This is a genomic window from Methylobacterium sp. WCS2018Hpa-22 (genome assembly GCF_031843785.1).
GTDB lineage: Bacteria > Pseudomonadota > Alphaproteobacteria > Rhizobiales > Beijerinckiaceae > Methylobacterium.
This window is the reverse complement of the sequence record NZ_JAVTJA010000008.1, coordinates 145,383-171,333: the sequence shown is the minus strand read 5'-3', so window position 1 is coordinate 171,333 and position 25,951 is coordinate 145,383. Positions and strand designations below refer to the sequence as shown.

At 66.3% G+C, this 25,951-nt stretch carries 24 protein-coding genes; 2 read left to right on the top strand and 22 right to left on the bottom strand.

Annotation, left to right across the window (positions count from 1 at the left end; translation table 11 throughout):
- Positions 1–25: 25 nt before the first annotated feature.
- From RQI43_RS12805 to RQI43_RS12765, 9 genes are all read right to left on the bottom strand, one after another.
- Positions 26–1,174, bottom strand: coding sequence for an efflux RND transporter periplasmic adaptor subunit (locus tag RQI43_RS12805; protein ID WP_056429913.1), 1,149 nt, complete (start codon positions 1,172–1,174; stop codon positions 26–28).
- Between the two features lie 142 nt (positions 1,175–1,316).
- A complete protein-coding gene (locus RQI43_RS12800) occupies positions 1,317–1,640 on the bottom strand; it encodes a rhodanese-like domain-containing protein (protein WP_311275384.1) in 324 nt (107 codons plus the stop codon).
- A gap of 287 nt (positions 1,641–1,927) precedes the next feature.
- On the bottom strand, positions 1,928–3,004 hold the full coding sequence (locus RQI43_RS12795) for an SAM-dependent methyltransferase (RefSeq protein ID WP_311275383.1): 1,077 nt from the start codon (positions 3,002–3,004) through the stop codon (positions 1,928–1,930).
- A complete protein-coding gene (lgt, locus tag RQI43_RS12790; RefSeq protein ID WP_311275382.1) occupies positions 3,001–3,885 on the bottom strand; it encodes a prolipoprotein diacylglyceryl transferase in 885 nt (294 codons plus the stop codon). Before lgt ends, RQI43_RS12795 begins: the two co-directional genes overlap by 4 nt.
- An 86-nt stretch (positions 3,886–3,971) precedes the next feature.
- Positions 3,972–6,122, bottom strand: coding sequence for a methyl-accepting chemotaxis protein (locus RQI43_RS12785; protein ID WP_311275381.1), 2,151 nt, complete (start codon positions 6,120–6,122; stop codon positions 3,972–3,974).
- A 273-nt stretch (positions 6,123–6,395) separates the two neighbouring features.
- A complete protein-coding gene (ilvA, locus tag RQI43_RS12780) occupies positions 6,396–7,958 on the bottom strand; it encodes a threonine ammonia-lyase, biosynthetic (RefSeq protein WP_311275380.1) in 1,563 nt (520 codons plus the stop codon).
- 145 nt (positions 7,959–8,103) lie between these two features.
- Positions 8,104–8,451, bottom strand: coding sequence for a diacylglycerol kinase (locus tag RQI43_RS12775; RefSeq protein ID WP_056429931.1), 348 nt, complete (start codon positions 8,449–8,451; stop codon positions 8,104–8,106).
- Positions 8,452–8,455: 4 nt separating this feature from the next.
- Positions 8,456–9,505 (bottom strand): AbrB family transcriptional regulator, encoded by a 1,050-nt coding sequence (locus RQI43_RS12770; RefSeq protein ID WP_311275379.1) that lies wholly within the window; start codon positions 9,503–9,505, stop codon positions 8,456–8,458.
- 30 nt (positions 9,506–9,535) lie between these two features.
- Entirely contained in the window at positions 9,536–10,495 is a 960-nt protein-coding gene (locus RQI43_RS12765) for a LysR substrate-binding domain-containing protein (protein ID WP_056429935.1), read from the bottom strand.
- Between the two features lie 148 nt (positions 10,496–10,643).
- On the opposite strand from RQI43_RS12765, the gene RQI43_RS12760 reads away from it, so the two are divergent.
- On the top strand, positions 10,644–12,233 hold the full coding sequence (locus RQI43_RS12760; protein ID WP_056429937.1) for a catalase: 1,590 nt from the start codon (positions 10,644–10,646) through the stop codon (positions 12,231–12,233).
- A 68-nt stretch (positions 12,234–12,301) separates the two neighbouring features.
- Here RQI43_RS12760 and RQI43_RS12755 read toward each other — a convergent pair whose 3' ends face one another.
- From RQI43_RS12755 to RQI43_RS12710, 10 genes are all read right to left on the bottom strand, one after another.
- Positions 12,302–13,489 carry an MFS transporter gene (locus RQI43_RS12755; protein ID WP_311275378.1) on the bottom strand — a complete coding sequence of 396 codons (1,188 nt, stop codon included), beginning with the start codon at positions 13,487–13,489 and terminating at the stop codon, positions 12,302–12,304.
- Positions 13,486–15,177 carry an apolipoprotein N-acyltransferase gene (lnt, locus tag RQI43_RS12750; RefSeq protein ID WP_311275377.1) on the bottom strand — a complete coding sequence of 564 codons (1,692 nt, stop codon included), beginning with the start codon at positions 15,175–15,177 and terminating at the stop codon, positions 13,486–13,488. Before lnt ends, RQI43_RS12755 begins: the two co-directional genes overlap by 4 nt.
- A gap of 110 nt (positions 15,178–15,287) precedes the next feature.
- Positions 15,288–16,412: a hemolysin family protein gene (locus RQI43_RS12745; RefSeq protein ID WP_056429940.1), complete on the bottom strand. Its 1,125-nt coding sequence runs from the start codon at positions 16,410–16,412 to the stop codon at positions 15,288–15,290.
- A 36-nt stretch (positions 16,413–16,448) separates the two neighbouring features.
- Positions 16,449–16,946 carry an rRNA maturation RNase YbeY gene (gene ybeY / locus RQI43_RS12740; protein ID WP_056429944.1) on the bottom strand — a complete coding sequence of 166 codons (498 nt, stop codon included), beginning with the start codon at positions 16,944–16,946 and terminating at the stop codon, positions 16,449–16,451.
- Positions 16,946–18,055, bottom strand: coding sequence for a PhoH family protein (locus RQI43_RS12735; RefSeq protein WP_405030608.1), 1,110 nt, complete (start codon positions 18,053–18,055; stop codon positions 16,946–16,948). Before RQI43_RS12735 ends, ybeY begins: the two co-directional genes overlap by 1 nt.
- A gap of 112 nt (positions 18,056–18,167) precedes the next feature.
- Positions 18,168–19,508 (bottom strand): tRNA (N6-isopentenyl adenosine(37)-C2)-methylthiotransferase MiaB, encoded by a 1,341-nt coding sequence (gene miaB, locus RQI43_RS12730; RefSeq protein ID WP_311275375.1) that lies wholly within the window; start codon positions 19,506–19,508, stop codon positions 18,168–18,170.
- Between the two features lie 124 nt (positions 19,509–19,632).
- Positions 19,633–20,505 carry a lysophospholipid acyltransferase family protein gene (locus RQI43_RS12725; RefSeq protein WP_311275374.1) on the bottom strand — a complete coding sequence of 291 codons (873 nt, stop codon included), beginning with the start codon at positions 20,503–20,505 and terminating at the stop codon, positions 19,633–19,635.
- Positions 20,506–20,532: 27 nt separating this feature from the next.
- Entirely contained in the window at positions 20,533–21,054 is a 522-nt protein-coding gene (locus tag RQI43_RS12720) for a GNAT family N-acetyltransferase (RefSeq protein WP_056429952.1), read from the bottom strand.
- Entirely contained in the window at positions 21,051–21,731 is a 681-nt protein-coding gene (gene tsaB, locus RQI43_RS12715) for a tRNA (adenosine(37)-N6)-threonylcarbamoyltransferase complex dimerization subunit type 1 TsaB (RefSeq protein WP_207410780.1), read from the bottom strand. The genes RQI43_RS12720 and tsaB overlap by 4 nt, the downstream gene beginning before the upstream one ends.
- Positions 21,732–21,855: 124 nt before the next feature.
- Positions 21,856–22,422: a NifU family protein gene (locus RQI43_RS12710; protein ID WP_056429959.1), complete on the bottom strand. Its 567-nt coding sequence runs from the start codon at positions 22,420–22,422 to the stop codon at positions 21,856–21,858.
- A 277-nt stretch (positions 22,423–22,699) separates the two neighbouring features.
- On the opposite strand from RQI43_RS12710, the gene rplS reads away from it, so the two are divergent.
- The gene (gene rplS, locus RQI43_RS12705) at positions 22,700–23,155 is read left to right on the top strand and encodes a 50S ribosomal protein L19 (protein WP_018042354.1); all 456 of its coding nucleotides are present in this window, start codon (positions 22,700–22,702) and stop codon (positions 23,153–23,155) included.
- Positions 23,156–23,302: 147 nt separating this feature from the next.
- Here the strand turns inward: rplS and RQI43_RS12700 are convergent, their stop codons facing one another.
- From RQI43_RS12700 to leuD, 3 genes are all read right to left on the bottom strand, one after another.
- Positions 23,303–23,557 (bottom strand): hypothetical protein, encoded by a 255-nt coding sequence (locus RQI43_RS12700; RefSeq protein WP_311275373.1) that lies wholly within the window; start codon positions 23,555–23,557, stop codon positions 23,303–23,305.
- A gap of 499 nt (positions 23,558–24,056) precedes the next feature.
- Positions 24,057–25,247 carry a lytic murein transglycosylase gene (locus tag RQI43_RS12695; protein WP_311275372.1) on the bottom strand — a complete coding sequence of 397 codons (1,191 nt, stop codon included), beginning with the start codon at positions 25,245–25,247 and terminating at the stop codon, positions 24,057–24,059.
- Positions 25,248–25,327: 80 nt separating this feature from the next.
- Positions 25,328–25,930 carry a 3-isopropylmalate dehydratase small subunit gene (gene leuD, locus RQI43_RS12690; protein WP_311275371.1) on the bottom strand — a complete coding sequence of 201 codons (603 nt, stop codon included), beginning with the start codon at positions 25,928–25,930 and terminating at the stop codon, positions 25,328–25,330.
- Positions 25,931–25,951 lie beyond the last annotated feature (21 nt).

The following is a 25,951-nucleotide window of genomic DNA, read 5'->3' as shown; positions in this document are numbered from 1 at the left end:
GGGCCCGGTCTAGAATGGGGTCGCGTCAGCTGCGGCTTGGCGGCAGCGTGCTCGCCTCTGCCGTCACCTTGGCGCCGGGGCGGACGCGGGACAGGCCGTTGACGACGATGTTTTCGTCGCCCTTCAGGCCTTCGCGGATCACGCGGTATCCATCGACCTTCGGCCCAAGCTTCACGTCGCGGGTGCTCACAGAACCATCGTCGGCCACTATGTAGACGATGCGCTTGTCCTGGTTCGCGGAGATGGCCTCGTCGGGGAGCAGGATACCCTGGAACGGCTTCGTCGCCGGCAGCGAAACGATGCCGAACAGGCCCGGCTTGATGAAGCCGTCCGGGTTCTCGACCGTGGCGCGCAGCAGCACCGTACCGGTGGCGTTGTCGACCCGGTTATCCACGAAGTCGAGCGTGCCCTTGCGGGTGGGCTTGGTCTCGTTGGTCAAGGCGATCAGGATCGGAACGCCCTTGCCCTTCTGGGTCTGGCCCATGCCTATGCCGAGGCTGCCCTGGTATTTCAGGAACGAGCGCTCATCGACGGTGAAGCCGAAATAGATCGGGTCCAGGGAGACGATGGTCGTCAGCTGGGTCTGATCGGTGATGACAATGTTGCCCTCGGTGACGAGGCGCTGGCTGATCCGGCCAGAGATCGGGGCGCGGACTTCGGTGAAGTCGTAATTGAGCTGAGCCTGTCGAAGCTGGGCATCGGCGCTGTCCACATTGGCTTGTGCCGTCTGCGACGCCTGACGCCGCTGATCCGTCACCTGCTCTGAGATGTTGCCCGAGCGGCTCAAGGTCTGAGCGCGTTCGAGGTCAGTCTGCGAGAAGGTCAGCCCGGCCTGCGCGGAGGTGAGGGCGGCCTTGGCCTGGTCGAGGGCAGCCTTGTAAGGGCGGCGGTCGATGACGAAGAGCAGGTCGCCCTTCTTCACCGTCGCGCCATCCACGAAGTTGACCTTCTCGAGATAACCGGTGACCCGCGCCCGGACGTCGACGATCTCTACCGGATCGAACCGCCCGGTATACATGTCGGTTTCGACGATCTCACGCACCACCGGCTTGGCCGTGGTGACTTTGGGAGGCGGCCCACCGGGCGCCTGCGCGGAGACCGGAGATGCGAAGGCTAGAAATGCTGCGGACAGGAGGATCGCGGACGACCATCCGGAGAGCGGACGCTTGATCATGTTGCTTTTCCCTGCGCCCAGCGAGCTAAAGGCACCGTTCCCGCGATGTCGTGCGCTGCCGCACATAGCCCGTGGAGCGATGGGATTGAGGCGTGGAATAATCGCCGAACCGCCGACCGGCCGGACTTCGGACACCGGATATTCAGGACTCGACCGTTTCGCCGGCACGATACCAGTCCTTGAACCCGCCGACATAATGCTCCTCCACCGGGATCCCGGCGGATTGCGCGGCGGCTAAGGCATGAACCGAACGGACACCGGCCGCGCACGAAAAGACCGGGCGGCGCCCGTCCTCGGAGATGAGGGCCGACAACGCTTGCGTGTCGAAGGTCGATAGCGGGTGGGTGACCGAACCCGGAATATGCCCGGCCGAATATTCGTGCGGCTCCCGCACATCGATGAGCAGGATCGATCCGTCGTCGAGCCCGCGTTTGACCGTTTCCCGATCGAGATCGACAACCTTCATGCGTTTGGCCCTCGCTTCATCGCCCGGTGTGGCGAATGTTCTTATGCGTCAGGCGTCATCTCGGCAAATCCTCGGCCGGACAAGGGCCAACGCCAATATTCGGCAATCTAAGCCAGAGGAGGTTCGGCTCGATAGAGCGAAGCTGTTCGAGTGACACGGATAGGCGCGATGACCGCCAATTCCCGCCGCATCTGTTCGAAGTCTGCGACAGATCCTGGGTAGGTGCAGGACCTGCGCGACCGCATCGCCCGTGCCCCGAGGGTCGTCGCAAACCGCCGAGATCGTAGTTAGGCCGGGTTGAAACCGCTGAGAACGGGCAGTCTTGGATCGGCGATCCCGATGGCCTGGAACAGGCTGCCCATGCCTCGTTTTCCCGATGCCGTGAGCCGATGAAACGCGGTATCGACCGCGTCGGCCTGCGCACGGCTCGCCCCGACTTTAAGGCGATCGGCGCGTTGGCGTAGTCCCAGGTTCAGGAGGAACGCTCCCTGCTCCAGCGGACCGTCGATACGGGCGCCTTCACCCCTGGCCGCTCGGCCGAGGGCGGCGAAATCGACATGGGTCGTCAGATCCGCCTCACCGGGAGACAGCAGGGGATCGGCGAAGCGGTGAGCCGATACCGCTTGGAACGTATCGCCGAATCCGGGTCGCACATGCCCGTAATCGATGGCCAGCAGCGCGCCGCCCTGGGCGACAATCCGGCGGCTGAGATTTCGCGCGATGTCGAGGGCCGGTGCTGGAACGGTCATCAGCACGCCGACCGGCGCCGGTGCGCTGATTTCGCAATCGGGCTCGGCGGCAAGACCGAACGTGAGACGACCGCCATCCGGCGAAAGGCCGACGAGACGCTCACACCAGCCGCGTTCCGTACGCTGGAACTGGCGAACGGGAAGCGCATCGAAGAATTCGTTGGCAACCACGATCATCGGCCCTTCGGGCAGGGTCTCGATCCCATCGTGCCAGGTCGGAGACACGGCTCCGAGGCGGGAGGCCTGTGCCGCCCGAAGCAGGGGGCTCGTCTCCACGAGATGGACGGCGGGCTGGAAATCCGGCGCCGCCCGGCCCAGCGCCCGCAGGGCATCGGCCATCAACGTACCGCGCCCGGGGCCGAGTTCAGTCAGGACGAGATCGCTCGGCCCTCCCATGGAGGCCCAGGTGACGGCGATCCAGATCCCGATCAGCTCGCCGAACATCTGACTGATCTCGGGGGCCGTCACGAAATCGCCGCGCGCGCCGAGGGGATCGCGGGTGCGGTAATAGCCATGGATCGGGTGGCCGAGGCAGAGGGCCATGTAGCGGGCGAGGCTCATCGGCCCCGCCTCGACGATCTCGTCGCGAATCTCGACGAAGAGCGGCGTGGTCATGCCGTATCAGCCCGCACCGTCTCCTCGACGGGCCGGCGCGGCCGCGTCACGCCGCGGAGCGCGAGGGCGATGTAGGTGAGGCCGATCAGCGCCATGGGCACGCAGAGCAGCATCCCCATGGTGATGCCGCCATAGCGCCAGTCCCCCGTCCCGAACAGGTATCCGAGTTGCCGGTCGGGTTCGCGAAAGAATTCGCAGAACGTGCGGGCGAGGGCGTAGCCGAGGACGAAGATCCCGCCGAGGAGACCTGGCTTACGGAAACCGAAGCGACGGACGGCCAACGCCATCACCACGAAGAGGAGGGCGCCTTCCGTAGCCGCCTCGTAGAGTTGGCTCGGATGCCGCGCCAGCGGGCCGCCGGAGGGAAACACGACCGCGTAGGCAAAATCCGGCGCGATCCGCCCCCACAATTCGCCATTCACGAAATTGGCGATGCGGCCGAAGAACAGGCCGATGGGAACGACGACGGCGGTGAGATCGAGAAGGGTATAGGGCGACAGTTTTCGCGATCGGGCGAACAGCACCATCGCCAGCACCGCGCCGAGAAAGCCGCCGTGGAACGACATGCCACCGTTGCGGATCGCCAGGATCTCGAGGGGATCGTCGAGATAAAGCGGCAAATTGTAGAACAGGACGTAGCCGATGCGGCCGCCGAGGACGACGCCGAGGGCGACCCAGACGATGAGGTCGTCGATGTCGTTGAGGCTCGGCCGCCGCACGACACCCCAGAACCGGTCCGCCGCCACCAGCCGGCGGGCATAGAACCAGCCGCCGACGAGGCCTGCGATATAGGACAGGGCGTACCACTTGATCGTGATCGGGCCGATCGCCACCGCCACCGGATCGATGGCGGGAAAGGGCAGGGCGAGCAACGGCGGCATCGGCTGGCCTCCAGGAATGGGGCCGGCTGTGGACGTTCCGGGCCTCCCGCGTCAACCCTCGGTCGACGCGGGAGGCCCATGACGGGTCAGGCGGCCCGCACCGTCGCGAGGAATTGACCGACTTCCGAACGCAGGCTGTCGGACTGTGTCGACAGGTCTTCCGAGGCCACCAGGACCCGGCCGGCGGAGGTGCCGGCCTCGGCCGCCGAGCGGGCGACCTCCTCGATGTCCGTGGTCATCGCGCCGGTCCCGGCCGAAGCCTGCCCCATGTTGCGGACGATCTCCTGGGTGGTGAGGCTCTGCTCCTCGACCGCCGCAGCGATGCTGCTGGTCACCATGCTCATGCTCTCGATCCGCGAGACGATGCCCTGGATCGCGCCCGATGCGCCGTTGGTCGCGCCCTGGATCGCCTCCACCTGCTGGTGGATCTCGGCCGTGGCACGGGAGGTCTGCTCGGCGAGGCTCTTCACCTCGGCCGCCACGACGGCGAACCCGCGTCCGGCTTCGCCCGCACGCGCGGCTTCGATGGTCGCGTTGAGGGCCAACAGGTTGGTCTGCGAAGCGATCTGCTGGACCATGCCGACCACGTCACCGATGCGCGTCGCGGCAACCGACAGCGTGCGCATGGTCTCCGCGGTACGGCTCGCCTCCTCGACGGCGGAGCGCGACATGTCGGCGGCCTGCTCGACCTGACGGCCGATCTCCTGCACCGTGGCGCCGAGTTCCTCGGCGGCCGCGGCCACCGCGTTGACGTTGCCGGCAGTCTGGTGGGCGGTAGCAGCGACAGAGGTCGAACGGCTGACCGTGCCGTCCACGGTCATGGTCATGCTGTTCGACGCATCATGCAGGCTCGCCGAGGCGGACGACACGCCATCGACGATGCGGCCGACGGAGCGCTCGAAATTGTCGGCGAGTTCGTTGAGCAGGGCGCGGCGCTCGATCTCGGCGCGCATGCGGGAGGCCTCGGTGGTTTGAAGCTGCTGGGCAGCGTCTTCCAGCGAAATGTCGCGGATGGTGACGACGGCGCGGGCGATCTCGCCGATCTCGTCGGCACGACGGCTGCCGGGGACCTCGTCGAGGGTCTCGCGACGGGCCAAGGCCTGGAGGGCACGCGCCAGGGCACCGAGAGGCCGGACGATGCTGCGGGCGAAGAGCAGGCCGAGAAGAGCCGTGGCGGCGAGAACCGCGAGAGCCGACATGAGCAGCGATTTCGTCAGGCTGTTCACGGAATGCAGCGCCTCGCTCTGGGCCTGCTCGGCGACGATCGTCCAGGGTGAACCCAGCATCGAGATCGAGGCGGTGGCGGCAAGGCGAGCTTTGTCGCCGCTGCCGTAGACGAAGGGCTTGCCGGATTTCAGGCTCTCGGCGTCAAGCCCGGCCATCGTGACGGGCATGCCCGCCTTCACGGCAGAGTTCAGGGGTGGGTTACCACGCAGCAGCCCATCGGAACCGACTGCCATGACCTGTCCCGTATCACCCAGGCCGTTCCGTTCGGACAGCGAAGCGTCGAAGAGGGCGGGCGTCACGCGCAGCACGAGGAAGCCGATCCGCGAGGCGGCCTGGCCGGTTCCCATGGCGACGTTGGCGCGACGGTAGATGCCACGGCCCAGGAAGGCGGAGGGACCGGAATCCGTGGGATATGCGGCGAAGTCCTGCGATAGAACACTGTCGGGCTCGGCGGTCTTCAGGCGCTCGATCAGCTTGGCAAGACCGGATTTCTGCAGGTCCGGCTCCGAGAGGCTATGGGTGAAATCCGCGCCCTTCGTCGTGGTGTAGACAATGCGCCCCTCCTCATCGACGAAGAGAAGGTCGGCATAGCCGGGACGCTCCAGGAGTTTGCGGGCGACTTCCTGAACCTTGGCGTGGCGTCGGCCATACATCGTGCCCGTACCCTCGGCGGCCATGCGTTCCTGCACGGTCGTCGGGCTGGTGAAGGCCTGAACGAGGCTGGCATAATCGGCCTTATTGGGATCGAGGGCTTCGACCAGATCGCCGACATTGCTGGAGACCTGATTGTTGCCGGCGGTCGCGATCAGATCGCCGCGGGCGCGGTCGGCGATCAGTTCCAGCCCGGTCTTACGAGCCGTAGCGGCGAATTCCAGTCGCTCCTGCACGGCGGATGTCAATCCGGACCTAGCCGAATACCAGCTCAGGCTGCCCATGAGGGCAGTACTGACCATTGCCAGACCGACGATCATTACGGGAAGGCGGACGTTGAGACTGCTGGCTATGGACATAAGGAAGTAGGCCCCTGGGAAAACTATGGCGCAAATTATCCTATGACAAATTTAGAAAGTGTTCCTTAGAGTGGGGACTGCGTAATTTTCACGGCCGAGGAATGCTGTTTCGGCATGCCCTTGGCTTACGTGGAAGGACGCCAAGGCAAACATCAAAAAAATGTTTCATCCGAGGCCTCGACGCCTTTCCCTCATTGAAGCGTGCCCGCGCGACCGCGCTTCTTGAAGCGTGCCCGCGCGACCGCGCTTCAACCGAAACTTGCAGCGCCTTCATTAGCCAGAAGTACGATCGGAAACTTCGAGCTCCGACCGGGCAATCTCTCCCGTTGCCAGGAACATGCGGTAGGCGAGATTGTCCGTTTCATCCACATACGGGTATCCGAGATCGTCCAGGGCGGTATCGAAGCGCTGGCGCTCTTCTCGGGGAACGCTGATTCCAGCGAGCACCCGGCCGTAATCGGCGCCGTGGTTACGATAGTGGAACAGGGTGATGTTGAACCCGTCCGCCAAACCGTCGAGGAATCGCAGGAGGGCACCCGGACGCTCCGGGAACTGGAAGCGGTAGATGCGCTCGTCGGTGAGTTCGGTCGAGCGACCGCCGACCATGTAGCGGATATGCACTTTGGCCATCTCGTTGTCGCTGAGATCGACCACGCTGTAGCCGTCGGCCCTGAGGCCGGCGATGAGGTCGCGCTTCTCGGGGATTCCGCCGGGCAAGTTGATGCCCACGAAGATCTGCGCCTCGGCGGAGGGCGCGTAACGGTAGTTGAACTCGGTGATCGCACGCGGGCCGAGATGGCGGATGAAGGCGCGATAGGAACCCGCCTCTTCGGGGATCGTCACGCCGAGGAGCGCCTCGCGCTGTTCGCCGATCTCGGCACGCTCGGCGATGTGGCGCAAGCGATCGAAGTTGAGGTTGGCCCCGGAGGAGATCGCCACCAGCGTCCCCGCCGAGCTGCCCTCGCGCGCCGCATAGACCTTGGCACCGGCCAGAGCCAGGGCTCCGGACGGCTCGGAGACCGCGCGGGTATCGTCGAAAATGTCCTTCACTGCCGCGCACATGGCGTCGGTATCGACGGTGATGACCCCGTCGAGATGCTCGCGGCAGAGGCGGAAGGTTTCCTCGCCGGCCTGGCGCACGGCGACACCGTCGGCGAACAATCCCACGGTCGGCAGAACGACACGCTCATCGGCGGCCAGGGCCGCCGCCATGCAGGCGGCATCGTCCGGCTCGACACCGATGACCTTCGTCTCCGGCCGCAAGTACTTCACGAAAGTCGCGATGCCGGCGGCGAGACCGCCGCCGCCGACCGGCACGAAGATCGCCTCGATCGGCCCGGAATGCTGGGTCAGGATCTCCATGCCGATGGTGCCCTGTCCGGCGATCACATCGGGATCGTCGAACGGGTGAAGGAACGTGAGACCCTGCTCGCCTTCCAATTGGCGGGCATGGCCGAGCGCCTCATCGAACGTATCGCCGAACAGCACGACCTCGGCTCCGCGCGCGCGGCAGGCATCGACCTTGATGGCGGGGGTCGTGCGCGGCATCACGATGACGGCGCGCACGGTGAGACGGGCCGCCGCCAGGGCGACGCCCTGCGCGTGGTTTCCGGCCGAAGCGCAGACGACCCCGCGCGCCAGGACTTCGGAGGAGAGGCCGGACATCTTGTTGTAAGCACCGCGCAGCTTGAACGAGAAGACCGGCTGCAGATCCTCGCGCTTGAGCAGAATCGGGCGCCCCAGGCGCGCGGACATGCGCGGCATCGGATCGAGCGGACTCTCGATGGCGACGTCGTAGACGCGGGCGGTGAGGATCTTGCGGATATAGTCGGTCAAGGAGACGCGTGCTCCGTCGGGGGTTCAGAATCGATGTCGGGTGTGCCTCGGGATACGCCCGAGGCGACAAAGAAGCGAGGGGCGATCCACCGGCCCGGTGGGACAAGGCGCCGCCCGTAGCGGAGATGGCGAACGAGGGTCGACTTTAAAAGAACCTGTCGACCAGGGCTGCCAGCCACACCAGGGCCGCCACGGCCTGCGCCATAAAGGCCCCGGCGGAGGCGAGATCCTTCACCACGCCGATCCGCGCATGGTGGTCCGGGTGGAGGTGGTCGCAGAGTTTCTCGATCGCCGTGTTCAGGAATTCGGCCGCCAGCATGAGGAGCAGGCCGGCCAGGAGTGCCACGCGGATCCAGAGCGTTCCGCCGAGCAGCAGGGCCGCCGGAACGCCGACCACCAACAGGACGAGCTCCAGGCGCAGGGCCCGTTCCGTCCGGGCGCCGAAGACGAGCCCGCGCCAGGAATTGAGGAAGGCGAAGTAGAGCGCGCGCATGCTTTCAGCGATCCGCCGGAGCGCCGCGTGCGATCCACTTGGCCAGAAGCGGTCCGGTGATCAGGACGACGAACAGGCGCAGGGTCTGCACCGCCAGGACGAAGGAGACGTCGGCCTTCGAGCCGACGGCGATGATCGCCACGGAATCGAGCCCACCGGGGCTCGTCGCGAGAAACGCCGTGAGGAAGTCCACCGGAAGCAGGAAGGTCAAGCCGAAGGCCCAGCCGCCGCAAAGGGCGATGACCGCAAGGGTGGCGGTGAGGATGCCCGGCAGGGCCGCGACGGTCTCGCGCAACGTCTGCGCGGTGAAACGCAGGCCGACATACCAGCCGATACAAGCATAGGCGAGATCGAGGAGCGGCTCCGGCAGGGCCATCGAGACGAGGCCCATGGCGTGGAGCACGGCACCCAGGATCATCGGCCCGACGAGGGCACTCGCCGGCAGGCGCAGAAAGCGGGCCAGCACGGCGCCGATCCCGGCGACTGAGAGCGTCACCAGCACAGGGAGGATACCGGCCTCCTCCAGCGATGCGGCCTTTGCCGGGATCGATGTATCGGTGAGGATGCGGGCGACCACCGAGGCCGACAGGACCACGGCAGCGACGCGGACATATTGCATGAAGGCGACGAGGCGCGGATCCGCGCCGTATTCTTCCGCCATGGCCGTCATGGCGGCGGCTCCGCCAGGGGACGAGCCCCAGGCGGCGGTACTACCCGGGAGGATTCGCAGGCGGGTCAGCGCCCAGCCGACAAGGGCGCCGGCCATGACGGTGACCAGCACCACGGCGAGGATCAGCAGCCCGTCATCGAGAAGTGTCCCGACGATGTCGGCGGTCACGGATTTGGCGACAAGGCAGCCGATGATGGCCTGCGCCGCCTGGAAACCCGGTTTCGCCAACGACAGGCTCGCACCGCCGACCCCGAAAGCGATGGCGACGAGCATCGGCCCCAGGAGGAGCGCCGCCGGGAACTGCGCGAGCGTAAGGCTGTAGGCGATGACCGCCGAGGCGGCGACGAGCGCCGTCCAGAGGCCGAGGGAGCGCGGGCTGATCACGGGAGACCATTCTTGGGAAGGCAGCCGGCGCTACACCGGTTCGGCGACGCTGTCACGACCCGCCGGGGCATCGTCGCGAAACGCCGTTGTCCCGGCGGGCGCGTGCGCCCTGAAGAAGCTCGCCAGATGCGCAAGGCCGCTGGCGCGCGGGTCGCTGGAGCGCCAGGCGAGAGCGATGGTCCGGCCCGGCCCGTCGAGATCGAAGCCACGCGTCACGGTGAGGCCGCTGGCATCGGCTCCAGCCGGCACGGCGAGCGCGGGGAGCAGGGTGTAGCCGGCGCCGGCCGCCACCATCGAGCGCAGGGTTTCGAGCGAGGTGGCATGGCGGCCCGCCGCGGAGCCGGCCCCGCACGCGGCGACGGCCTGATCGCGAAGGCAATTACCCTCGTCGAGGAGAAGGAGGTCCGGCCCGGCAATGTCCGTCGCCCGCAACGCCCCGCCCTGGGCGAGGGCATGATCGGCGGGACAAGCGAGCAGGAACGGCTCGATGAAGAGCGGCGAGACGGTGAGACCGGACGTGGGGATCGGCAGGGAGATCAAGGCGGCGTCGACCCTGCCGTCGCGCAGCCCCTCCAGGATTTCGGCCGTCTTCGCCTCGCTCAATGCCAGGGACAGGATAGGAAATTCCTGCCGCAATGTTCTCAGCACGAGGGGAAACAGATACGGCCCCAGGGTCTGGATGGCGGCCAGGACCAGGCGTCCGGTAAGGGGCGCGCCGCGCCCTTCGCTCGCCAGAGCCAGCAGCCGCTGCGCCTCGGCCAGCACCGTGCGGGCCTGGCGGACGATGCTCTGACCCGCCGGAGTCAGCATCACCCGTCGGTTGCCGCGTTCGAAGAGAACGAGGCCCAAGGCCTCTTCGAGCTTGCGGACCTGCACGCTGAGTGTGGGCTGGCTCACATTGCAGCGTTCGGCCGCCCGTCCGAAATGATTCTCCTCGGCGACGGCGACGGCATATTCCAGATCCCGGAGGGACAGACCCGATACATTCATAGGCTCTGTCTATCGCAGCCTTTGCGACGATGCATTAGCCAAACGATCGGGCACGGTTCATAAGGGTGTCTCAGAACGATTCCAGGATGGCGACGCGAGACCGCACGCCCGATACGGATCGTCCCGACATTCTAGGAGAGAGTTCCGCATGAGCGATCAACGCCCGATACTGACCACCCGCCAGGGCCATCCGGTCCGTGACAACCAGAGCACGCGCACGGTCGGCGAGCGGGGACCGGCGACCCTCGAGAACTACCAGTTCATCGAGAAGATCACTCATTTCGACCGCGAGCGCATTCCCGAGCGCGTCGTCCATGCCCGCGGCGCCGGCGCCCATGGGTATTTCGAAGCCTATGGCAAGATCGGCAACGAGCCTGCCTCCAAGTACACCCGCGCCCGCGTCCTGAACGAGACCGGGGTGAAGACGCCGATGTTCGTGCGCTTTTCCACCGTGGCCGGTGCCAAGGAGAGCCCGGAGACCGAGCGCGACCCGCGCGGCTTCGCGGTGAAGTTCAAGACCGTCGACGGCAATTGGGACCTCGTGGGCAACAACCTCAAGGTCTTCTTCATCCGCGACGCGATCAAGTTCCCCGACATGATCCACGCGTTCAAGCCGGACCCGGTGACGAACCGTCAGGAGGCGTGGCGCTTCTTCGACTTCGTGTCCCAGCACCCTGAAGCCATCCACATGGTGACTCACTTGAAGTCGCCCTGGGGCATTCCCGCCAACTATCGCGAGATGGAGGGCTCGGGCGTCAACACCTACAAGCTGGTCAACGACCAGGGCGAAGCCGTGCTCTGCAAGTTCCACTGGGAGCCAAAGCAGGGCGTCCGCAACCTGACTTCGGCCCAGGCGTCCGAAATCCAGGCCAAGGATGTCGGCCACGCCACGCGTGACCTCTACGACAACATCTCAAAGGGCAACTTCCCCGAGTGGGAATTCTGCGTGCAGATCATGCCGGACGGCCCGAACGACCACCTGTCGTTCGATCCCCTCGACGACACCAAGCTGTGGCCGGTCGAGGACTTCCCGCTTCTGCCTGTGGGTCGCATGGTGCTCGACCGCGTGCCGGACAACTTCTTCGCGGAAGTCGAGCAGTCGGCCTTCGGTACCGGCGTGCTCGTGGACGGCATCGATTTCTCGGACGACAAGATGCTCCAGGGCCGGACGCTGTCCTATTCGGACACGCAGCGTTACCGCGTCGGCGCCAATTACCTGCAGTTGCCGATCAATGCGCCGCAGCCCGGCGTGAAGGTCTATTCGAACCAGCGTGATGGCCAGATGACCTACTCGGTCGACGGCACCGGTCCGAACCGGCACATCAACTACGAGCCGTCGACGCTGGCCGAGGGCCTGCGCGAGGCTCCGAAGCCCGCCAAGGACTATCACCAGCCGGTCCAGGGCCAGCTCGGCCGCTACCAGACCTCGCGCACCGAGGACGACTACACCCAGGCCGGCGTCCGCTACCGCTCGTTCCAGGATTGGGAGCGTGACGACCTGATCGCCAATCTCGTCGGCGACATGAAGCAGTGCCCGGAAGCCATCCAACTGCGGATGGTCTGGCACTTCTGGCATGCCGACGAGGATTACGGCCGTCGCGTTGCCGAAGGTGCCGGCATCGATCTGGAGAAGGCCAAGGCCCTGCCGCCGCTGCCGGGCCGCGCGGCTCCGGGCAAGCGCCTCCAGGCCGAGACCTACACGGATGGCAGCCAGGCGCATCGCGTCGCCGCCGAGTAAGCTCCGGTCGTTCGGACTGAACCATGAACTCCCCGCGATCCTCGTGATCGCGGGGAGTTTTTATGCGGTCATTCCGCGGCGGAAGCCGCGCCGACTTTCCGGTCGCGGCCCGCGCCGAGGGCGAAGATTCCGGACGCCAGGGCGATGGCACAGAACAGACCGGCCGAGACGCGCCAGCCCCCGAACAGGTCGTGCGCCAGGCCGAACCCCAGCGGGCCGAGAGCGGCGATGGAATAGCCCACCGCCTGGGACATCGCCGAGAGGTCGGCCGCGCCGACCGCATCGCGGGCGCGCAGCACCACGATGGTGAGGGCGAGTCCGAACAAACCGCCGATTCCGAGACCGAGCCCGATGCCGAACGGGAGTACGAGTGCGACCGGTCCATCGACCAGCGCCAGGAAACTCGCCGCCGACAGGATGAGAAGGGCGAACGCGATACCGCGCTGGTCCCGCAGCCGCGCGGCGAAAGCCGGCACGAGGAGGGCGCTCGGCGCCTGTCCGATGCTCATGATGGAGGTGACGAACCCGGCCTCCACCGCCGACAGGCCACGGCTCTGCAGCACGACCGGGAGCCAGCCGAAGGTGATGTAGGCGAGGGACGATTGCAGGCCCATGAACCCGGTGACCTGCCAGGCCAGGGAATCGCGCCAGAGCGGGCGGCGGCGGGCGGGCGGTGGCCCCTTCTCGCGATGGGGCACGAAGACGATCCAGGCGATGGCCGCCGCCACGGCCGGCACGGCCCAGACCGCCATCGCACGCGTCCAGCCTCCGAAGGCATCGGCCAGGGGCACCGCCGATCCGGCGCCCGTCGCCGCGCCGAGGCAGAGAACCATCGTGTAGAGTCCGGTCATCAAACCGGCCTGCCCGGAGAAGTCTCGCTTCACCAATCCGGGCAACAGGACGCCCGCAAGGCCGATCCCGACGGCCGCGATACAGGCCCCGGCGAAAAGGGGAGGGAGCCCTCCGAGCCCGCGCAGGGCCGAGCCGAGGGCGATGACCAGGATCGCGACCAGCACACCACGCTCCGCCCCCGTCCGCCGGACCATGACGGGGCCGAGCACGCAGGCGAGGCCGAGGCAGAGGACCGGCAGGGTCGTCAGGAACGCCGCCCCCGCGGCGGTCAGGCCAGTCTCGGCGCGGATGGCATCGAGTAGAGGACCGAGAGAGGTGAGGGCGGGGCGCATGTTGAACGCGACCAGCATCATCCCAAGCCCGACGAGGACCGGGCGGGCGTTCCGCAATGTGGGGTCGGTCACGCGATGCGGCGCCTTACCAAGAGTGCGATGAGGCCGAGGCCGGCAAGCATCGCGGCGAAGGGCAGGTCACGCAGGACGGCGTAGACTGTGCGGCCGGGCAACCGAACGGGGAGATCCGCATCGAGGATGCCTTCTACCCCCACGGGCAGGCTGGCAGTAATGCGTCCATACGGGTCGACCACCGCCGAGATGCCGGTATTGGCGTCGCGCACCATGGGCAATCCTTCTTCCACGGCCCGCAATCGGGCCTGGGCGAAGTGCTGGCGCGGCCCAGGCGTATCGCCGAACCAGGCATCGTTGGTGACGTTCAGGATCAGCCCCGGAACGGGAGACGACCCGTCGGGCGCGTGTCCGGGCAGGATTTCGCCGGGAAAGATCGCCTCGTAGCAGATCGTCGCGACAACGGGGGGAAGTCCCGCGATGTCGAGCAGACGCTGGCCGGACCGGGCGCCGGGCGTGAATCCGCCGGGAATCGACACGAACTGGCGTAGACCCACCGCCCTCAACGCTGCGTCGAGGGGCCCCGGCAGATACTCGCCGAACGGCACGAGATGGACCTTGTCGTAGATGTCGCCGAGCTTCGGACCGGACGAGATCGTCAGGATCGAATTGAAGAAGCGCGGGCGCTCATTCGACAATGGCTCCTCGGCGCGGGCCGCGCCGGTGATGAGCTGCCGCCCCGGGGGGAAAGCAGCGGCGATGCGTGCGAGCGAGTCCGGATCGCGCTGGATCAGGAAGGGGAACGCCGATTCGGGCCAGATCACGTGGGTGACGTCCGCGATGCCGGTACGGTCCGGCGCGGCGGCACGATCGCTGAGACCGATGTACCAGTCGATGATGTCGGCCCGATTTTCCGGGCGGAACTTGGCGTCCTGGTTGAGGTTCGGCTGGACCAGCCGCAGACGTACCCCTTCCACTGTCGCCGTGGCTGTCGGCGGCAGACGAACGATCCCGAACAGCGCCATCGCGGCGAGTCCGGCGGAGGCCGCCAGGGCCGGTGCGTAACGCCCTCGTGCCGTTGTGCCGGTCGCGAGGGTGGCGGGCGCTGCCGCGATCAGGACAGCGAGAAGCGTAAGGCCGTAGAGCCCGATCACCGAGGCGGATTGCATCAGCCAAAGGTTCTGGCCGAGCGCCATGCCGAGGGTGTTCCAGGGAAACCCGGTAAAGAGGTGACCGCGTAGCCACTCAGAAGCAGAGATGCCGACCGCGAGAGCGGCGATACGTGCGGGACCCTGTGACCAGAGCACGCGCGCCAGCGCGAAACCCGCGGCGTAGAACAGCGCGAGCACCGCGGGCAGGCCGATCACGCCGAGGGGCAACGCCCATAAGAACTCGTCCGCCTCTACCAGGAACGCGGAGCCGAGCCACCACAGACCGGCGGTGAGGTAGCCGAAGCCCCAGGCCCAGCCGATGACCGCGCAGGCGAGGACCGCACCGCGGTTTCCCCGCCGCCCCGTTGCCGCCCCGTCGATCAACCAGACGGCGATGCTCAGCGAAACGACGAGGGCGGGCAGGGCACCGAAAGGCGGCATCGCCAATGCGCCGACGGCGCCGGCGGCGATCGACACGAGCAGGCGACGCCAGCCGGAGGTCAGCATGATCCATTGCGCGAGGTGTGCGAGCGGCCCCGTCGCGCTTCCGGGCACGGGCGCAGGGCGCGACCCGGCACCGTCGAAGGCGTAGCTCATCTTCGGGTCATCCCGGCTGAGGCATCAGCCCGAGGCGTGTCCGCCACGTCCTGGGAAAAGCTGATGTGAGACGAAAGCCTGGCGCAAGGTCCGCAGCGCGCAGTCAGGCGCTAGGAAGCTTCGGCGATCGGACTGCTGCTCGGCGGCGGAAGGGCCAGAGGTATGAGCGGGGCGATCTTCATCGGCCCGCGATGCAGCCGCAGCCGTTTCACCCGGCGCGGGTCGGCATCGAGCACCTCGAATTCGAGGTCGCCCGGCCCGGTGATGAGTTCGCCGCGCGAGGGAACGCGTCCGGCGAGCGTGACGATGAGGCCGCCGATCGTGTCGATCTCCTCGGCCATCTCGCCCACCGCGGCGACGAGATCGACGCCGCTCACCTCGGATACCTCGGCGAGTCCGGCGCGGGCATCGGCGATGAACATGTCGGCATCGCCCTCTACGCGCTGAACCAGGTGGCCTTCGGCCACATCGTGCTCATCCTCGATATCACCGACCACCATCTCGATGAGGTCTTCGATGGAGATGAGCCCGTCGGTCCCGCCATATTCGTCGATGACGAGGGCCATATGCGTGCGCGTCGCCTGCATCCGTACCAAGAGATCGATGGCCGGCATGGACGGCGGCACGAACAGGACCGGGCGCTGGATCCGGGTCGAGGCCAGGGTCGCCGAAAGATCGACATTGCCGAGGTTGAGTGCCTTCAGGGCACGAGTGCCGCGGCGCGGGCGCGGAGGTACCACGGCTGCGACATCGCCCGCCGTGTCGGGAAGTGCGGTGGCGATCGCGGCGCTCGGTCGGCGGGTGGTCGCTTCGGCCTTGGCGGCGATGTGATCGACGAAGTCGCGGATGTGGACCATGCCGCGCGGATCGTCGAGCGTCTCGCCGTAAACCGGCAGGCGCGAATGGCCGGCGGTGCGGAACAGCTTCAACAGATCGCCGAGACTCGTCTCCATGGAGACGGCGACGATGTCGGCGCGCGGGATCATCACGTCGTCCACGCGCACCTTGTGCAGCCCGAGGACGTTCTTGAGCATGGCCCGTTCGAGGGGGGAGAACAGGTTCTCACCCGAATCGGGTTCGGCCAGCGCATCCTCGATATCGTCGCGCAACGAATCGCGCGGCCGGAGATGGAAGGCGTGCAGCAGACGGTCGTACCAGGGCTCGCGCGCCTGAGCCTCACCGTCACCGCTACTGGGCGCAGCCTGAGCCGCGCCGCGACTTCGATCGTTCGTCATGTCTCTCTGATCTGGAATTGCGGGCGGAATCGCCCCTCACTCGGCATAGGGGTCGGCGATGCCGAGGCCGTGCAAGGCTTCGGTCTCCAAGGCCTCCATGGCGGTCGCGTCCGCGTCGCCGGTCTCGTGGTCCTGGCCGAGAAGATGAAGCGTGCCATGGATCAGAAGATGCGCGAGGTGGTCTTGAAGCGGTTTTCCCTGCTCGGCACTCTCGCGCAGCATCGTGTCATACGCAAGAACGACATCGCCGAGCGGCACCGCGACACCCGCATGGGCGGGTTGCGGCGAAGCGGGAAAAGACAGGACATTGGTGGGCTTGTCTTTGCCACGCCAGGTCCGGTTGAGGTCTTGGACCACCTCATCCGTGGTCAGCAGCACGCTCACCTCGATCGGATGGGCCGGCGTATCGGGCGCGATGGCAAGTCCTGCCTCTACCGCCCGGATGACGAAAGCCTCGAGGTCCGGCACCACGGTTTCCCAACGTGGGTCCTCCACGGCGACGTCGATCTCGGATTCGATCTCAGACCCCGGCATCACGAAAGCGGCCTGCGGCGGGACATGGGCGAACGGTCCGCATCGCCCTCGCCATGGGCAGCCGTCTCGTAGGCGGTGACGATGCGGCGAACGAGGTCATGGCGCACCACGTCGACGTCCCGGAAGGTCACCCGGCCGATCCCCTCGACACCATCGAGGATGTTCACGGCCTCGACGAGCCCGGATTTCTGGCCGGGCGGGAGATCGACCTGACTCGGGTCTCCGGTGATGATCATGCGCGAGTTCTCGCCGAGACGGGTGAGAAACATCTTCATCTGCATCGAGGTGGTGTTCTGCGCCTCGTCTAGCAGGACCACGGCGTTGGTCAGGGTCCGCCCGCGCATGAACGCCAGCGGCGCGATCTCGATGACGCCGGTCTGCAGGCTGCGGTCCACGTGCCGCGCCTCCATGAAATCGTAGAGTGCGTCGTAGATCGGACGCAGGTAGGGATCGACCTTCTCGCGCATGTCGCCGGGCAGGAAGCCGAGACGCTCGCCGGCCTCGACGGCGGGCCGTGAGAGGATCAGGCGCTCCACATGGCCCTGTTCCAGCAGGGACACCGCGTAGCCCACCGCGAGCCAGGTCTTACCGGTGCCGGCGGGGCCTTCGGCGAAGACGAGCTCATGGTTGCGAAGAAGCTTGATATAGGTGTCCTGGGCAGCGTTCCTGGCCCGCACGGCGCCGCGCTTACGCGTGGCGATCTGGTCGAAATGCGGGCGATCCGGCTCGGCGCTCACCTCCGCGGAGGGGAAGAGGTTGCCCTGAAGCGTCGTCTCCTGGATCGCGCCGTCGACATCGCCGAGGGTCAGGGCGGTGCCGCTGGCCTTCACACGCGCATAGAGCCGTTCGAACACCTTGCGCGCCTTCTCGGCGGCATCCGGCAATCCCTTCACAACGAGGTGGTTGCCCAGAGCCGTGGCGGTGACGGCCAGACGCCGTTCGATATGGGCGACGTTCTGGTCGTACTGGCCGAAAACGAGGCTGGCGAGCCGGTTGTCATCGAAGGTCAGGGAGACGTCTACCGTCTCCACGATCTCTCCCACTCGCGCCGCTGGACCACGCCCACGAAGGGGCGCTCCCCGTCCACTCAGACCGTCAGATGCCGGCACGCAGAGGCTCCTTGCTGTGAGTATCGCTGAGCGTCACGAAAGGGGTCGGGACGGCATGACGCGGCCATCCCGTCTCCCAGGATGAAAATGCGGTTGCGTGGCGTCAGCGTCGTCAAGCGGCCGCCGCCTCGTCGGTAACGGCTTCGCCGAACAGGCTGTTCGAGCCGGCGCGGATCACGCGCACAGGCACGACCGTGCCGATGGTGGCAGGCGGGGCATCGAACTGCACGGGCAGGAGATGCGGTGTCTTGCCGGCGACCTGCCCCGGATGACGTCCGGCCTTCTCCACCAGCACCTCGACGACATGGCCGACGGCGGACGCGTTGAAGGCGTGGCGCTGGTCATCGAGCAAGGCCTGGAGTGCTGCGAGGCGCTCGGACTTCACGGCCTCGGGCACGGCGTCCTCGCGCTCGGCGGCCGGCGTACCGGGGCGCGGGCTGTACTTGAACGAATAGGCCGACGCGAAGCCGATCTCGGAAACGAGGCGCATCGTCTCCTCGAACTCCACATCGGTCTCGCCGGGGAACCCGACGATGAAGTCGGAGGACAGGGCGATATCCGGCCGCACCCGGCGCACGCGCTCGATGAGCCTGCGATAGGCATCGCCCGTATGCTTCCGGTTCATCGCCTGCAGCACGCGGGTGGAGCCCGACTGAACCGGCAGGTGCAAGTAAGGCATCAGCGCGGCGATTTCCCCATGCGCCCGGATCAGATCGTCAGCCATGTCGTTGGGGTGGCTCGTGGTGTAGCGCAGGCGCAGGAGGCCCGGTATCGCTTCGAGCGCGCGCATCACCGCGGGAAGCGTCACCGATGCGCCATCGGCGCCGACGCCGTGATAGGCGTTGACGTTCTGCCCAATCAGCGTGATCTCGCGAGCACCGCCCCGAACGAGTTTCTGCGCCTCATCCAGGATCGCCTCCACCGAGCGCGAGACCTCGGCCCCGCGCGTATAGGGAACGACGCAGAAGGCGCAGAACTTGTCGCAGCCTTCCTGCACGGTGAGGAACGACGAGACCGCAGCCGTCCGCCTGATGGGCAGGTGGTCGAACTTGTCCTCGACGGGAAACTCCGTGTCGACGACGCGCGCCGAGCCGGAGCGAGCCAGAAGATCCGGCAGGCGATGGTAGTTCTGCGGACCCACGACCACGTCGACGGCGGGTGAACGCGCCAGGATTTCCTTACCCTCAGCCTGTGCGACGCAGCCCGCGACCACGATCCGTGTGTCCAGCCCAGCCTCGGCACGAGCCGATTTCAGAACGCGCAGTCGGCCGAGTTCGGAATAGACCTTGTCGGCGGCCTTCTCGCGAATGTGGCAGGTATTGAGGATGACGACATCCGCCTCCTCGACGCTTTCCGTGGCGGCATAGCCCTGGCTACCGAGCAGGTCGGACATGCGACCCGCATCGTAGGCATTCATCTGACAGCCGTAGGATTTGATGTAGGCTTTCTTCAACGCGACCGTTCCAGCACCGGATAGACCTCGGGCGTCGCTCGGACGCCCCCTGCTGCCGGCGGTGCTAGCACGTTTCACCCGGCCCGTCGCTTCCTTGCGACATTACGAACACGGCCGAAGGGGTTCAGGCGACGACATTCGAGGAGGGGAGCGTTGCGATGAGGGGCTCCGCGACGGGCAGTGCCACCGCCACGCCCTCCCACCGGCCCGTTACGGATGCCTGCATCGCCCTGCGCACCGAGGCTTCGGCCATGGCGGTGGCGCGCTTGCGGTCGGTGCCGGCCTCGAAGGCGATGGGATCGCCCCAGACGACATGAACGTCGATCGGCCCCTCCCGAAGGAAGACCGCAAGATGCGGCGCCAGCTCCATGTCACCGTACCAGGCGATGCCCGGCCGCTCGGACCGGATCACGGGCAGGCCGTTGCGGCGCGGATAGGTGAGGGCGAGGGGCTGGAGCCGAACACGGTCGCGGGTGCCGCCCTCGGAATCGATGGCAGCGCGGGCGGCTCCGACGAGGGACGAGCGGAACGGCAGCAGACGTGTCCCGTCACCCGTCGTACCTTCAGCGAAGAGGACGATGAGATCGCCATCGGTCAACCGGCTCGCCACCGTGGCGTTGACGCTGGCTGTCGCGGCACGGCGCGCTCTGTCGATGAAGACGGTGCGCTGGAGCCGGGCCAGGGTTCCCACGACGGGCCACCCGGAAATCTCCGATTTCGCCACGAAGGAGAGCGGCCGCAAGGATCCGAGGACGAGGATATCGAGCCAGGAGATGTGGTTGGACAGAACGAGGGCCGGCTCCCCCAGGGCAGGGGGCGTGCCGCTCTGGGTCACTCTCACGGAGAACAGCGCCAGGAAGATCCGGTGGAAGTAGGTCGGAGCATGGGCAGCGATCCGTCCGCGCCCGAATCTCAGGCTGAGGAGATGCGGACCGACCAGCACCCCGAAGGCCAGGACGCAGACGAGAAGCCGAAGGGCGGTGCCGAGACGCGTCATCGTCCGACGTCGATCAAGAAGCGCGGATCACGACAGGGTCGCCGTCATGGTGAAGGCGGTGGCGCGAGTGCCATCGGCGCGGGTGTAATACCCGGTGCGCTCGCCGACGCGCTGGAAGCCGTGCCTGGCGTAGAGCTTCAGTGCGGCGGCATTGCCCTCGTCCACTTCGAGATGGACATGGCGCACGCCGTTCAGCGCGAGATGCCCGAGATGCTCACGTACGAGCTTGTGGCTCAGGCCACCGCCCCGTGCGGCAGGTGCCAGGACGACGGTGAGGATCTCGGCTTCGTCGGCGACGCGGCGCGAAAGAATGAAGCCCTGGATCGTGCCGGCGCGCCAGAGCGCGTGAGCCTCGGTGGAGCGCTCGCACAGCATCCGCTCGAATTCATGGGCATCCCAGGGCCGCGCGAAGGAGGTGGCGTGCAGGCGGGCAAGGGTGGAGGCGGAGGAAGAATCGCGCAGAGGCGTCACGTAGGGCTCGCCGCCCCAGGCGTCCCACCAGGCCAGCCACCAATCGAGAGCCCAAAGCGGAGAGACGGGACGAATCATCGACGGGCCAGCCTCGCGTGATCCTGGGGAGTGGCGTCCGGTCCACGCAGGTAGAGCGGACGCGCCATGGCTTGGGCAGGGTCGGCCAGCATGCCGAGGGAGGCGATCCAGGCAATCTGCGGCGGGCCAGCATCACTGATAGATGCCGCGACGCCACGGGATCTCAGCAGGCTGCTCAGTGCGGGCGCGCCGGATCCGACCAGGGTGACGGGGCTACGCCCGACGTGATCGGCCGCTTCCTCGATCCGCAGGAGGCTCGGGGGTACGACGATGCCTTCCGCCATGTTCATGGCCTGAAAATACACCGAGCCGTGCCGGGCATCGATCGCCGCGGCGATCAGGCCCTGGCCGTTGGTGGCGAGCAAGGGCGCCAGGAGCGCGGACAATGTCGTGACGCCGACCACCGGAACCTGCGTCGCGAGGCCGACGGCGCGAGCGGCCGACAAGCCGACGCGAAGGCCGGTATAGCTCCCTGGACCGACGGTGACCGCGACCCGGTCGAGACTCTCGAACCCGCCTTCGACACGCGCCATCACGCGTTCCAGCATGGGGAGCAACGCTTCGGCATGGCCACGAGCCAAGGTCATGGATTCTTCGGCGAGGAGATCGTCGGAGAGATCCGTCGCGATGCAGACGGAGCAGGCGTCCAGCGCCGTGTCGATAGCCAGGATACGCAACGTCACTCCAGATCGGGATGCCCGTCGGGCGCACGAGTTTAGGATGAAAAAGGCCGCCCCGTCAGTGCGGGACGGCCCTCGGAAGCAACGAAGGACGCAGGGTGTTGCGCGCTTGCGACGGCAATCAGACCGCCTGGACCTCGCGCACTTCGGGAAGGAAGTGCTTGAACAGGTTCTGCACCCCATGCCGGAGCGTGGCGGTGGAGGAAGGGCAGCCGGAACAGGCACCCTTCATTTCGAGATAGACCACGCCCTCCTTGAAGCCACGGAACGTGATGTCGCCGCCATCGCTGGCAACCGCAGGGCGCACCCGGGTCTCGAGCAGGTCCTTGATGGTGACGACGGTGTCGTGATCCGCCGCATCGTAGAATTCCTCGGCATCGTCGCTACCGAGAACGACGCCCTCTGCCAGGACCGGGGCGCCCGACTGGAAATGCTCCATGATCGCGCCGAGGATCGCCGGCTTCACCTGCGGCCAGCCGTGCTCGTTCTCGATCTTGGTCACGGAGATGAAGTCGTGGCCGAAATAGACGCCGGCGACGCCGGGTACGTCGAAGAGGCGCTGGGCCAGCGGCGAGCGAGCAGCGGCTTCGGCATCCCGAGCCTCGAAGGTCGATTCGGGAAGTACCACGCGCCCCGGCAGAAACTTCAGGGTGGCGGGATTAGGAGTGGCTTCGGTCTGGATGAACATGGCTGTGTCGTATCCTCGTCCGCTGCGCCGGTTCAAGGCCGGCCGGGAAGGGCGCGAGGAACGCCCCGCGCTTACCTATCCATGTGGACCGTATGCGGGATTTTCTCAACCTGCACGCACCGGGCGGTGGACAGGCCCGTTCGTGTTCTTCGACGGGGATGTCGACAAGCGCCGATGCTTCCTGTATGGCCCGCGGCAACTCAAAACAGGATGCCGAAATCCTGACGCACGCATTCCCCTCCTGGGATCGCGGGCGCGCACCGGCAGGAACTTGACCATGAACATCATCCAGCAGCTCGAGCAGGAGCAGATTGCTGCGCTCGGCAAGACCATTCCCGACTTCCAGCCCGGCGACACGGTGACCGTGAACGTGAAGGTGAAGGAAGGCGAGCGTACCCGCGTGCAGGCCTATGAAGGCGTATGCATCGCGCGCTCCGGTGGCGGCCTCAACGAGAGCTTCACCGTCCGCAAGATTTCCTACGGCGAGGGCGTCGAGCGCGTCTTCCCGGTCTACTCGCCGATGATCGATTCGATCGCCGTCGTGCGCCGCGGTAAGGTGCGTCGCGCCAAGCTGTACTACCTGCGCGACCGTCGCGGTAAGTCGGCCCGTATCGTCGAGCGCGCCGACCGCCCGGCCGAGAAGGCCGCCAAGGCCGATGCCTCGAAGGCCAACAAGGACGCCCGCAAGGCCGAGAAGGCCGCAAAGTCCGCTGCCAAGACCGCAGCCGAATAAGCTGTACGGCGAGCCTCGTTAGAATTGCGAAAGGCCGGGCATTGCCCGGCCTTTTTCGTTGGCGGATGGACGCCGCACCGGCATCCATCCCAAAGCAGTCTCGCAACCCGAGACATACTCGACCCACCCCATCCTCGACTGCAACATCTACGAGGACGGATTGGCCGGCACGAGGATCATCTCCATCCGACCACCACGGGGGAAGGGGATCATTTTCATTTCCTGCTTCGGCGCAGGGCTCAACATCCGCGACGGCTCGTAGCGCTGGTCGATCGCATGGGTCGCATCGATATCTTGGTGACGCTGTTGAACGCCGCGCTTCCCCGCCATCTGGGCGACCGCCGCCGAGGAAGCCGTCGCGAGAATGAGCACGGCAGCAATTGCTACATTTTTATACAGCATGATTTTCCTTAGTGCATGTTTCAGCAACATAAGGGTCAACGGACGGCCAACAATGCCTAATCCTGCGCCAATCAGCCCAGTCTGTGAACAAGGTGCGGCGTCACACGGGCCAAGAGGAAAGGCCTGACATTGTGTTCGAAGGCGCGGATTAACCTCCTGACGCGATCCGAACGTGGTCTCGCCAAGGCAATATGATGAAGACCATCAGCAAGATGGCGGCACATAGCAAAATAAATAGAGATTTTACTTCTGAAATAGATCTCGATAAGTATCGATCGATATCTGCATCATCTTACAAAAGCGACCAGGCCGCTTGGGTCCAAGTAATGAGAGGATATCTTCGGAACCATTGCCTCAGGCCGGAGCCCCGGCCGACATAGCCCGAGGCAGCGGCCGGCGCCGCCTCGGAGGATGGGTCAGCTTCATCAGCGTCCCGGAAAGGGCGGATTGGAGGTCGGGGCGGCTGATCGAATGAAGACGTGCCGACCCCTTCATACCGCTATCCCCGACGCAGGGCCTCGAGCACCTTTCCGCCCGGCCGCCCGGTCTGCGGCATGCCGAGCTTGCGCTCGATGGCCTTGATCGCGTCGCGGGTCTTTGCGCCGACTTTACCGTCCGGCTCGCCGACATCGTAGCCCTGGGCCGCCAATCTGGTCTGAAGATCGCGGCGCTCGGCGCGCGACAGGGGCGGATCATCGGTGGGCCATTCCGCCTGGACACCGGAGCGGCCGCGCAGGCGGTCGGACAGCACCGCGATGGCCAGACCGTAGGATTCGGCGGCGTTGTAGGAATAGAGCGCGTCGAAATTCCGGGTCACCAGGAAGGCCGGACCGTTGATACCGGCCGGGAGCAGGATGCCGGCAGGGCCGTCGCCGGAGAGCGGTCGTCCGTCGATCCGGGTGACACCCATGGAGGCCCAATGCGCCACGGCGTGCTTGTTCTTGCGCCCGGCGGCCCCGGCATTGAAACCCTTCGGCACCCGAACCTCGTAGCCCCAGGGCTGACCGTTCGACCATTTGGCCACGCGCAGGAAGTTGGCGGTGGAGGCCACCGCGTCGGGCACCGAATCAACGAGATCACGGCGCCCGTCGCCGTCGCCGTCGACGGCGAGGCGCTGGTAGGTGGTGGGCATGAACTGGGTCTGGCCGAAGGCGCCGGCCCACGAGCCCGTCAAGCGAGACGGGTCGATGTCGCCCCGCTCGATGATCTTGAGGGTGGCCATCAACTCGCCCTTGAAGAAGGCGGCGCGGCGGTGATTCGAGCAGATCAGGGTGGCAAAGGACTGAACCAGCGGCATCTTACCGAGGTTCTTGCCGAAATTCGATTCGACCCCCCAGACGGCGGCGATGGTGTAGCGGTCGACACCGTAGCGTGCCTCGGCATTGGCGAGGGCCTGGGCGTGCTGCTTCATCGCCGCCTTGCCGTCGTCCACCCGCTCCTCGTCGACGAGGGCGGCCATGTAGTCCCAGATCGGCGTCTTGAATTCGGGCTGCGCCTGGGAGAGTTCGATGACCTTGTCGTCGAAGGCGATCCCGTCGGTCGCCGCGCGGAACGTCTGCGCTGAGATCCCTTGCGCCGCCGCCTCGCCCTGGAGGGAGGCGAGGCAGGAGCGAAAGTCGGCCTTGGCAGGAACGGACGCTGCCGCACTCGCGAGGCAGAGGAGGGCGGTCAGCTTCGCGCGCGACGTCATGGGCGGTCTCCCGGCGGTTTTCGGCGTTTCCCGACCTTTAAGCCGCGCGCATGGTAAACGAACCGTGATGATGTCGGCGCTCAGGCAAATCCGCGCGCGGCGAGCTTCTCCTCGTAGGCGTCGATCTTCGGCGCGCGCATGAGGGTCAGGCCGATCTCGTCGAGCCCGTTGAGCAGGCTTTCTTTGCGCCCGGCATCGATGTCGAAATGCAGCGTGCCGCCATCAGGCCCCTTGATGGTCTGGCTCTCGAGATCGATCGTCAGGGTGGCGTTGGAGCCGCGCTCGGCATCGTCGAACAGCTTCTCCAGATCCTCCGGCGGGACGATGATGGCAAGGATGCCGTTCTTGGCGCAGTTGTTGAAGAAGATATCGGCGAAGCTCGTGGAGATTATGCAGCGGATACCGAAATCGGCGAGCGCCCACGGCGCGTGCTCCCGCGACGAGCCGCAGCCGAAATTGTCGCCGGCCACCAGCACTTTGGCATTACGGTAAGCCGGCTGGTTGAGCACGAAATCCGGGTTCTCGGAGCCATCGTCGTTGTAGCGCATCTCGGAGAACAGGCCCTTGCCGAGACCGGTGCGCTTGATCGTCTTGAGATACTGCTTCGGGATGATCCGGTCGGTATCGACATTGGTGATGCGCATCGGCGCGGCAACGCCGGTGAGGGTGGTGAACTTTTCCATGATGCTTCGCCGTTCGTGAAC

What these genes read in the sequence shown, in the direction of transcription:
- RQI43_RS12805 (WP_056429913.1), bottom strand. Translation starts at nt 1,174, where the DNA reads ATGATCAAGCGTCCGCTCTCCGGATGGTCGTCCGCGATCCTCCTGTCC.
- RQI43_RS12800 (WP_311275384.1), bottom strand. Translation starts at nt 1,640, where the DNA reads ATGAAGGTTGTCGATCTCGATCGGGAAACGGTCAAACGCGGGCTCGAC.
- RQI43_RS12795 (WP_311275383.1), bottom strand. Translation starts at nt 3,004, where the DNA reads ATGACCACGCCGCTCTTCGTCGAGATTCGCGACGAGATCGTCGAGGCG.
- lgt (WP_311275382.1), bottom strand. Translation starts at nt 3,885, where the DNA reads ATGCCGCCGTTGCTCGCCCTGCCCTTTCCCGCCATCGATCCGGTGGCG.
- RQI43_RS12785 (WP_311275381.1), bottom strand. Translation starts at nt 6,122, where the DNA reads ATGTCCATAGCCAGCAGTCTCAACGTCCGCCTTCCCGTAATGATCGTC.
- RQI43_RS12775 (WP_056429931.1), bottom strand. Translation starts at nt 8,451, where the DNA reads ATGCGCGCGCTCTACTTCGCCTTCCTCAATTCCTGGCGCGGGCTCGTC.
- RQI43_RS12765 (WP_056429935.1), bottom strand. Translation starts at nt 10,495, where the DNA reads ATGAATGTATCGGGTCTGTCCCTCCGGGATCTGGAATATGCCGTCGCC.
- RQI43_RS12760 (WP_056429937.1), top strand. Translation starts at nt 10,644, where the DNA reads ATGAGCGATCAACGCCCGATACTGACCACCCGCCAGGGCCATCCGGTC.
- lnt (WP_311275377.1), bottom strand. Translation starts at nt 15,177, where the DNA reads ATGAGCTACGCCTTCGACGGTGCCGGGTCGCGCCCTGCGCCCGTGCCC.
- RQI43_RS12745 (WP_056429940.1), bottom strand. Translation starts at nt 16,412, where the DNA reads ATGACGAACGATCGAAGTCGCGGCGCGGCTCAGGCTGCGCCCAGTAGC.
- ybeY (WP_056429944.1), bottom strand. Translation starts at nt 16,946, where the DNA reads ATGCCGGGGTCTGAGATCGAATCCGAGATCGACGTCGCCGTGGAGGAC.
- RQI43_RS12725 (WP_311275374.1), bottom strand. Translation starts at nt 20,505, where the DNA reads ATGACGCGTCTCGGCACCGCCCTTCGGCTTCTCGTCTGCGTCCTGGCC.
- RQI43_RS12720 (WP_056429952.1), bottom strand. Translation starts at nt 21,054, where the DNA reads ATGATTCGTCCCGTCTCTCCGCTTTGGGCTCTCGATTGGTGGCTGGCC.
- RQI43_RS12710 (WP_056429959.1), bottom strand. Translation starts at nt 22,422, where the DNA reads ATGTTCATCCAGACCGAAGCCACTCCTAATCCCGCCACCCTGAAGTTT.
- rplS (WP_018042354.1), top strand. Translation starts at nt 22,700, where the DNA reads ATGAACATCATCCAGCAGCTCGAGCAGGAGCAGATTGCTGCGCTCGGC.
- RQI43_RS12700 (WP_311275373.1), bottom strand. Translation starts at nt 23,557, where the DNA reads ATGCTGTATAAAAATGTAGCAATTGCTGCCGTGCTCATTCTCGCGACG.
- RQI43_RS12695 (WP_311275372.1), bottom strand. Translation starts at nt 25,247, where the DNA reads ATGACGTCGCGCGCGAAGCTGACCGCCCTCCTCTGCCTCGCGAGTGCG.
- leuD (WP_311275371.1), bottom strand. Translation starts at nt 25,930, where the DNA reads ATGGAAAAGTTCACCACCCTCACCGGCGTTGCCGCGCCGATGCGCATC.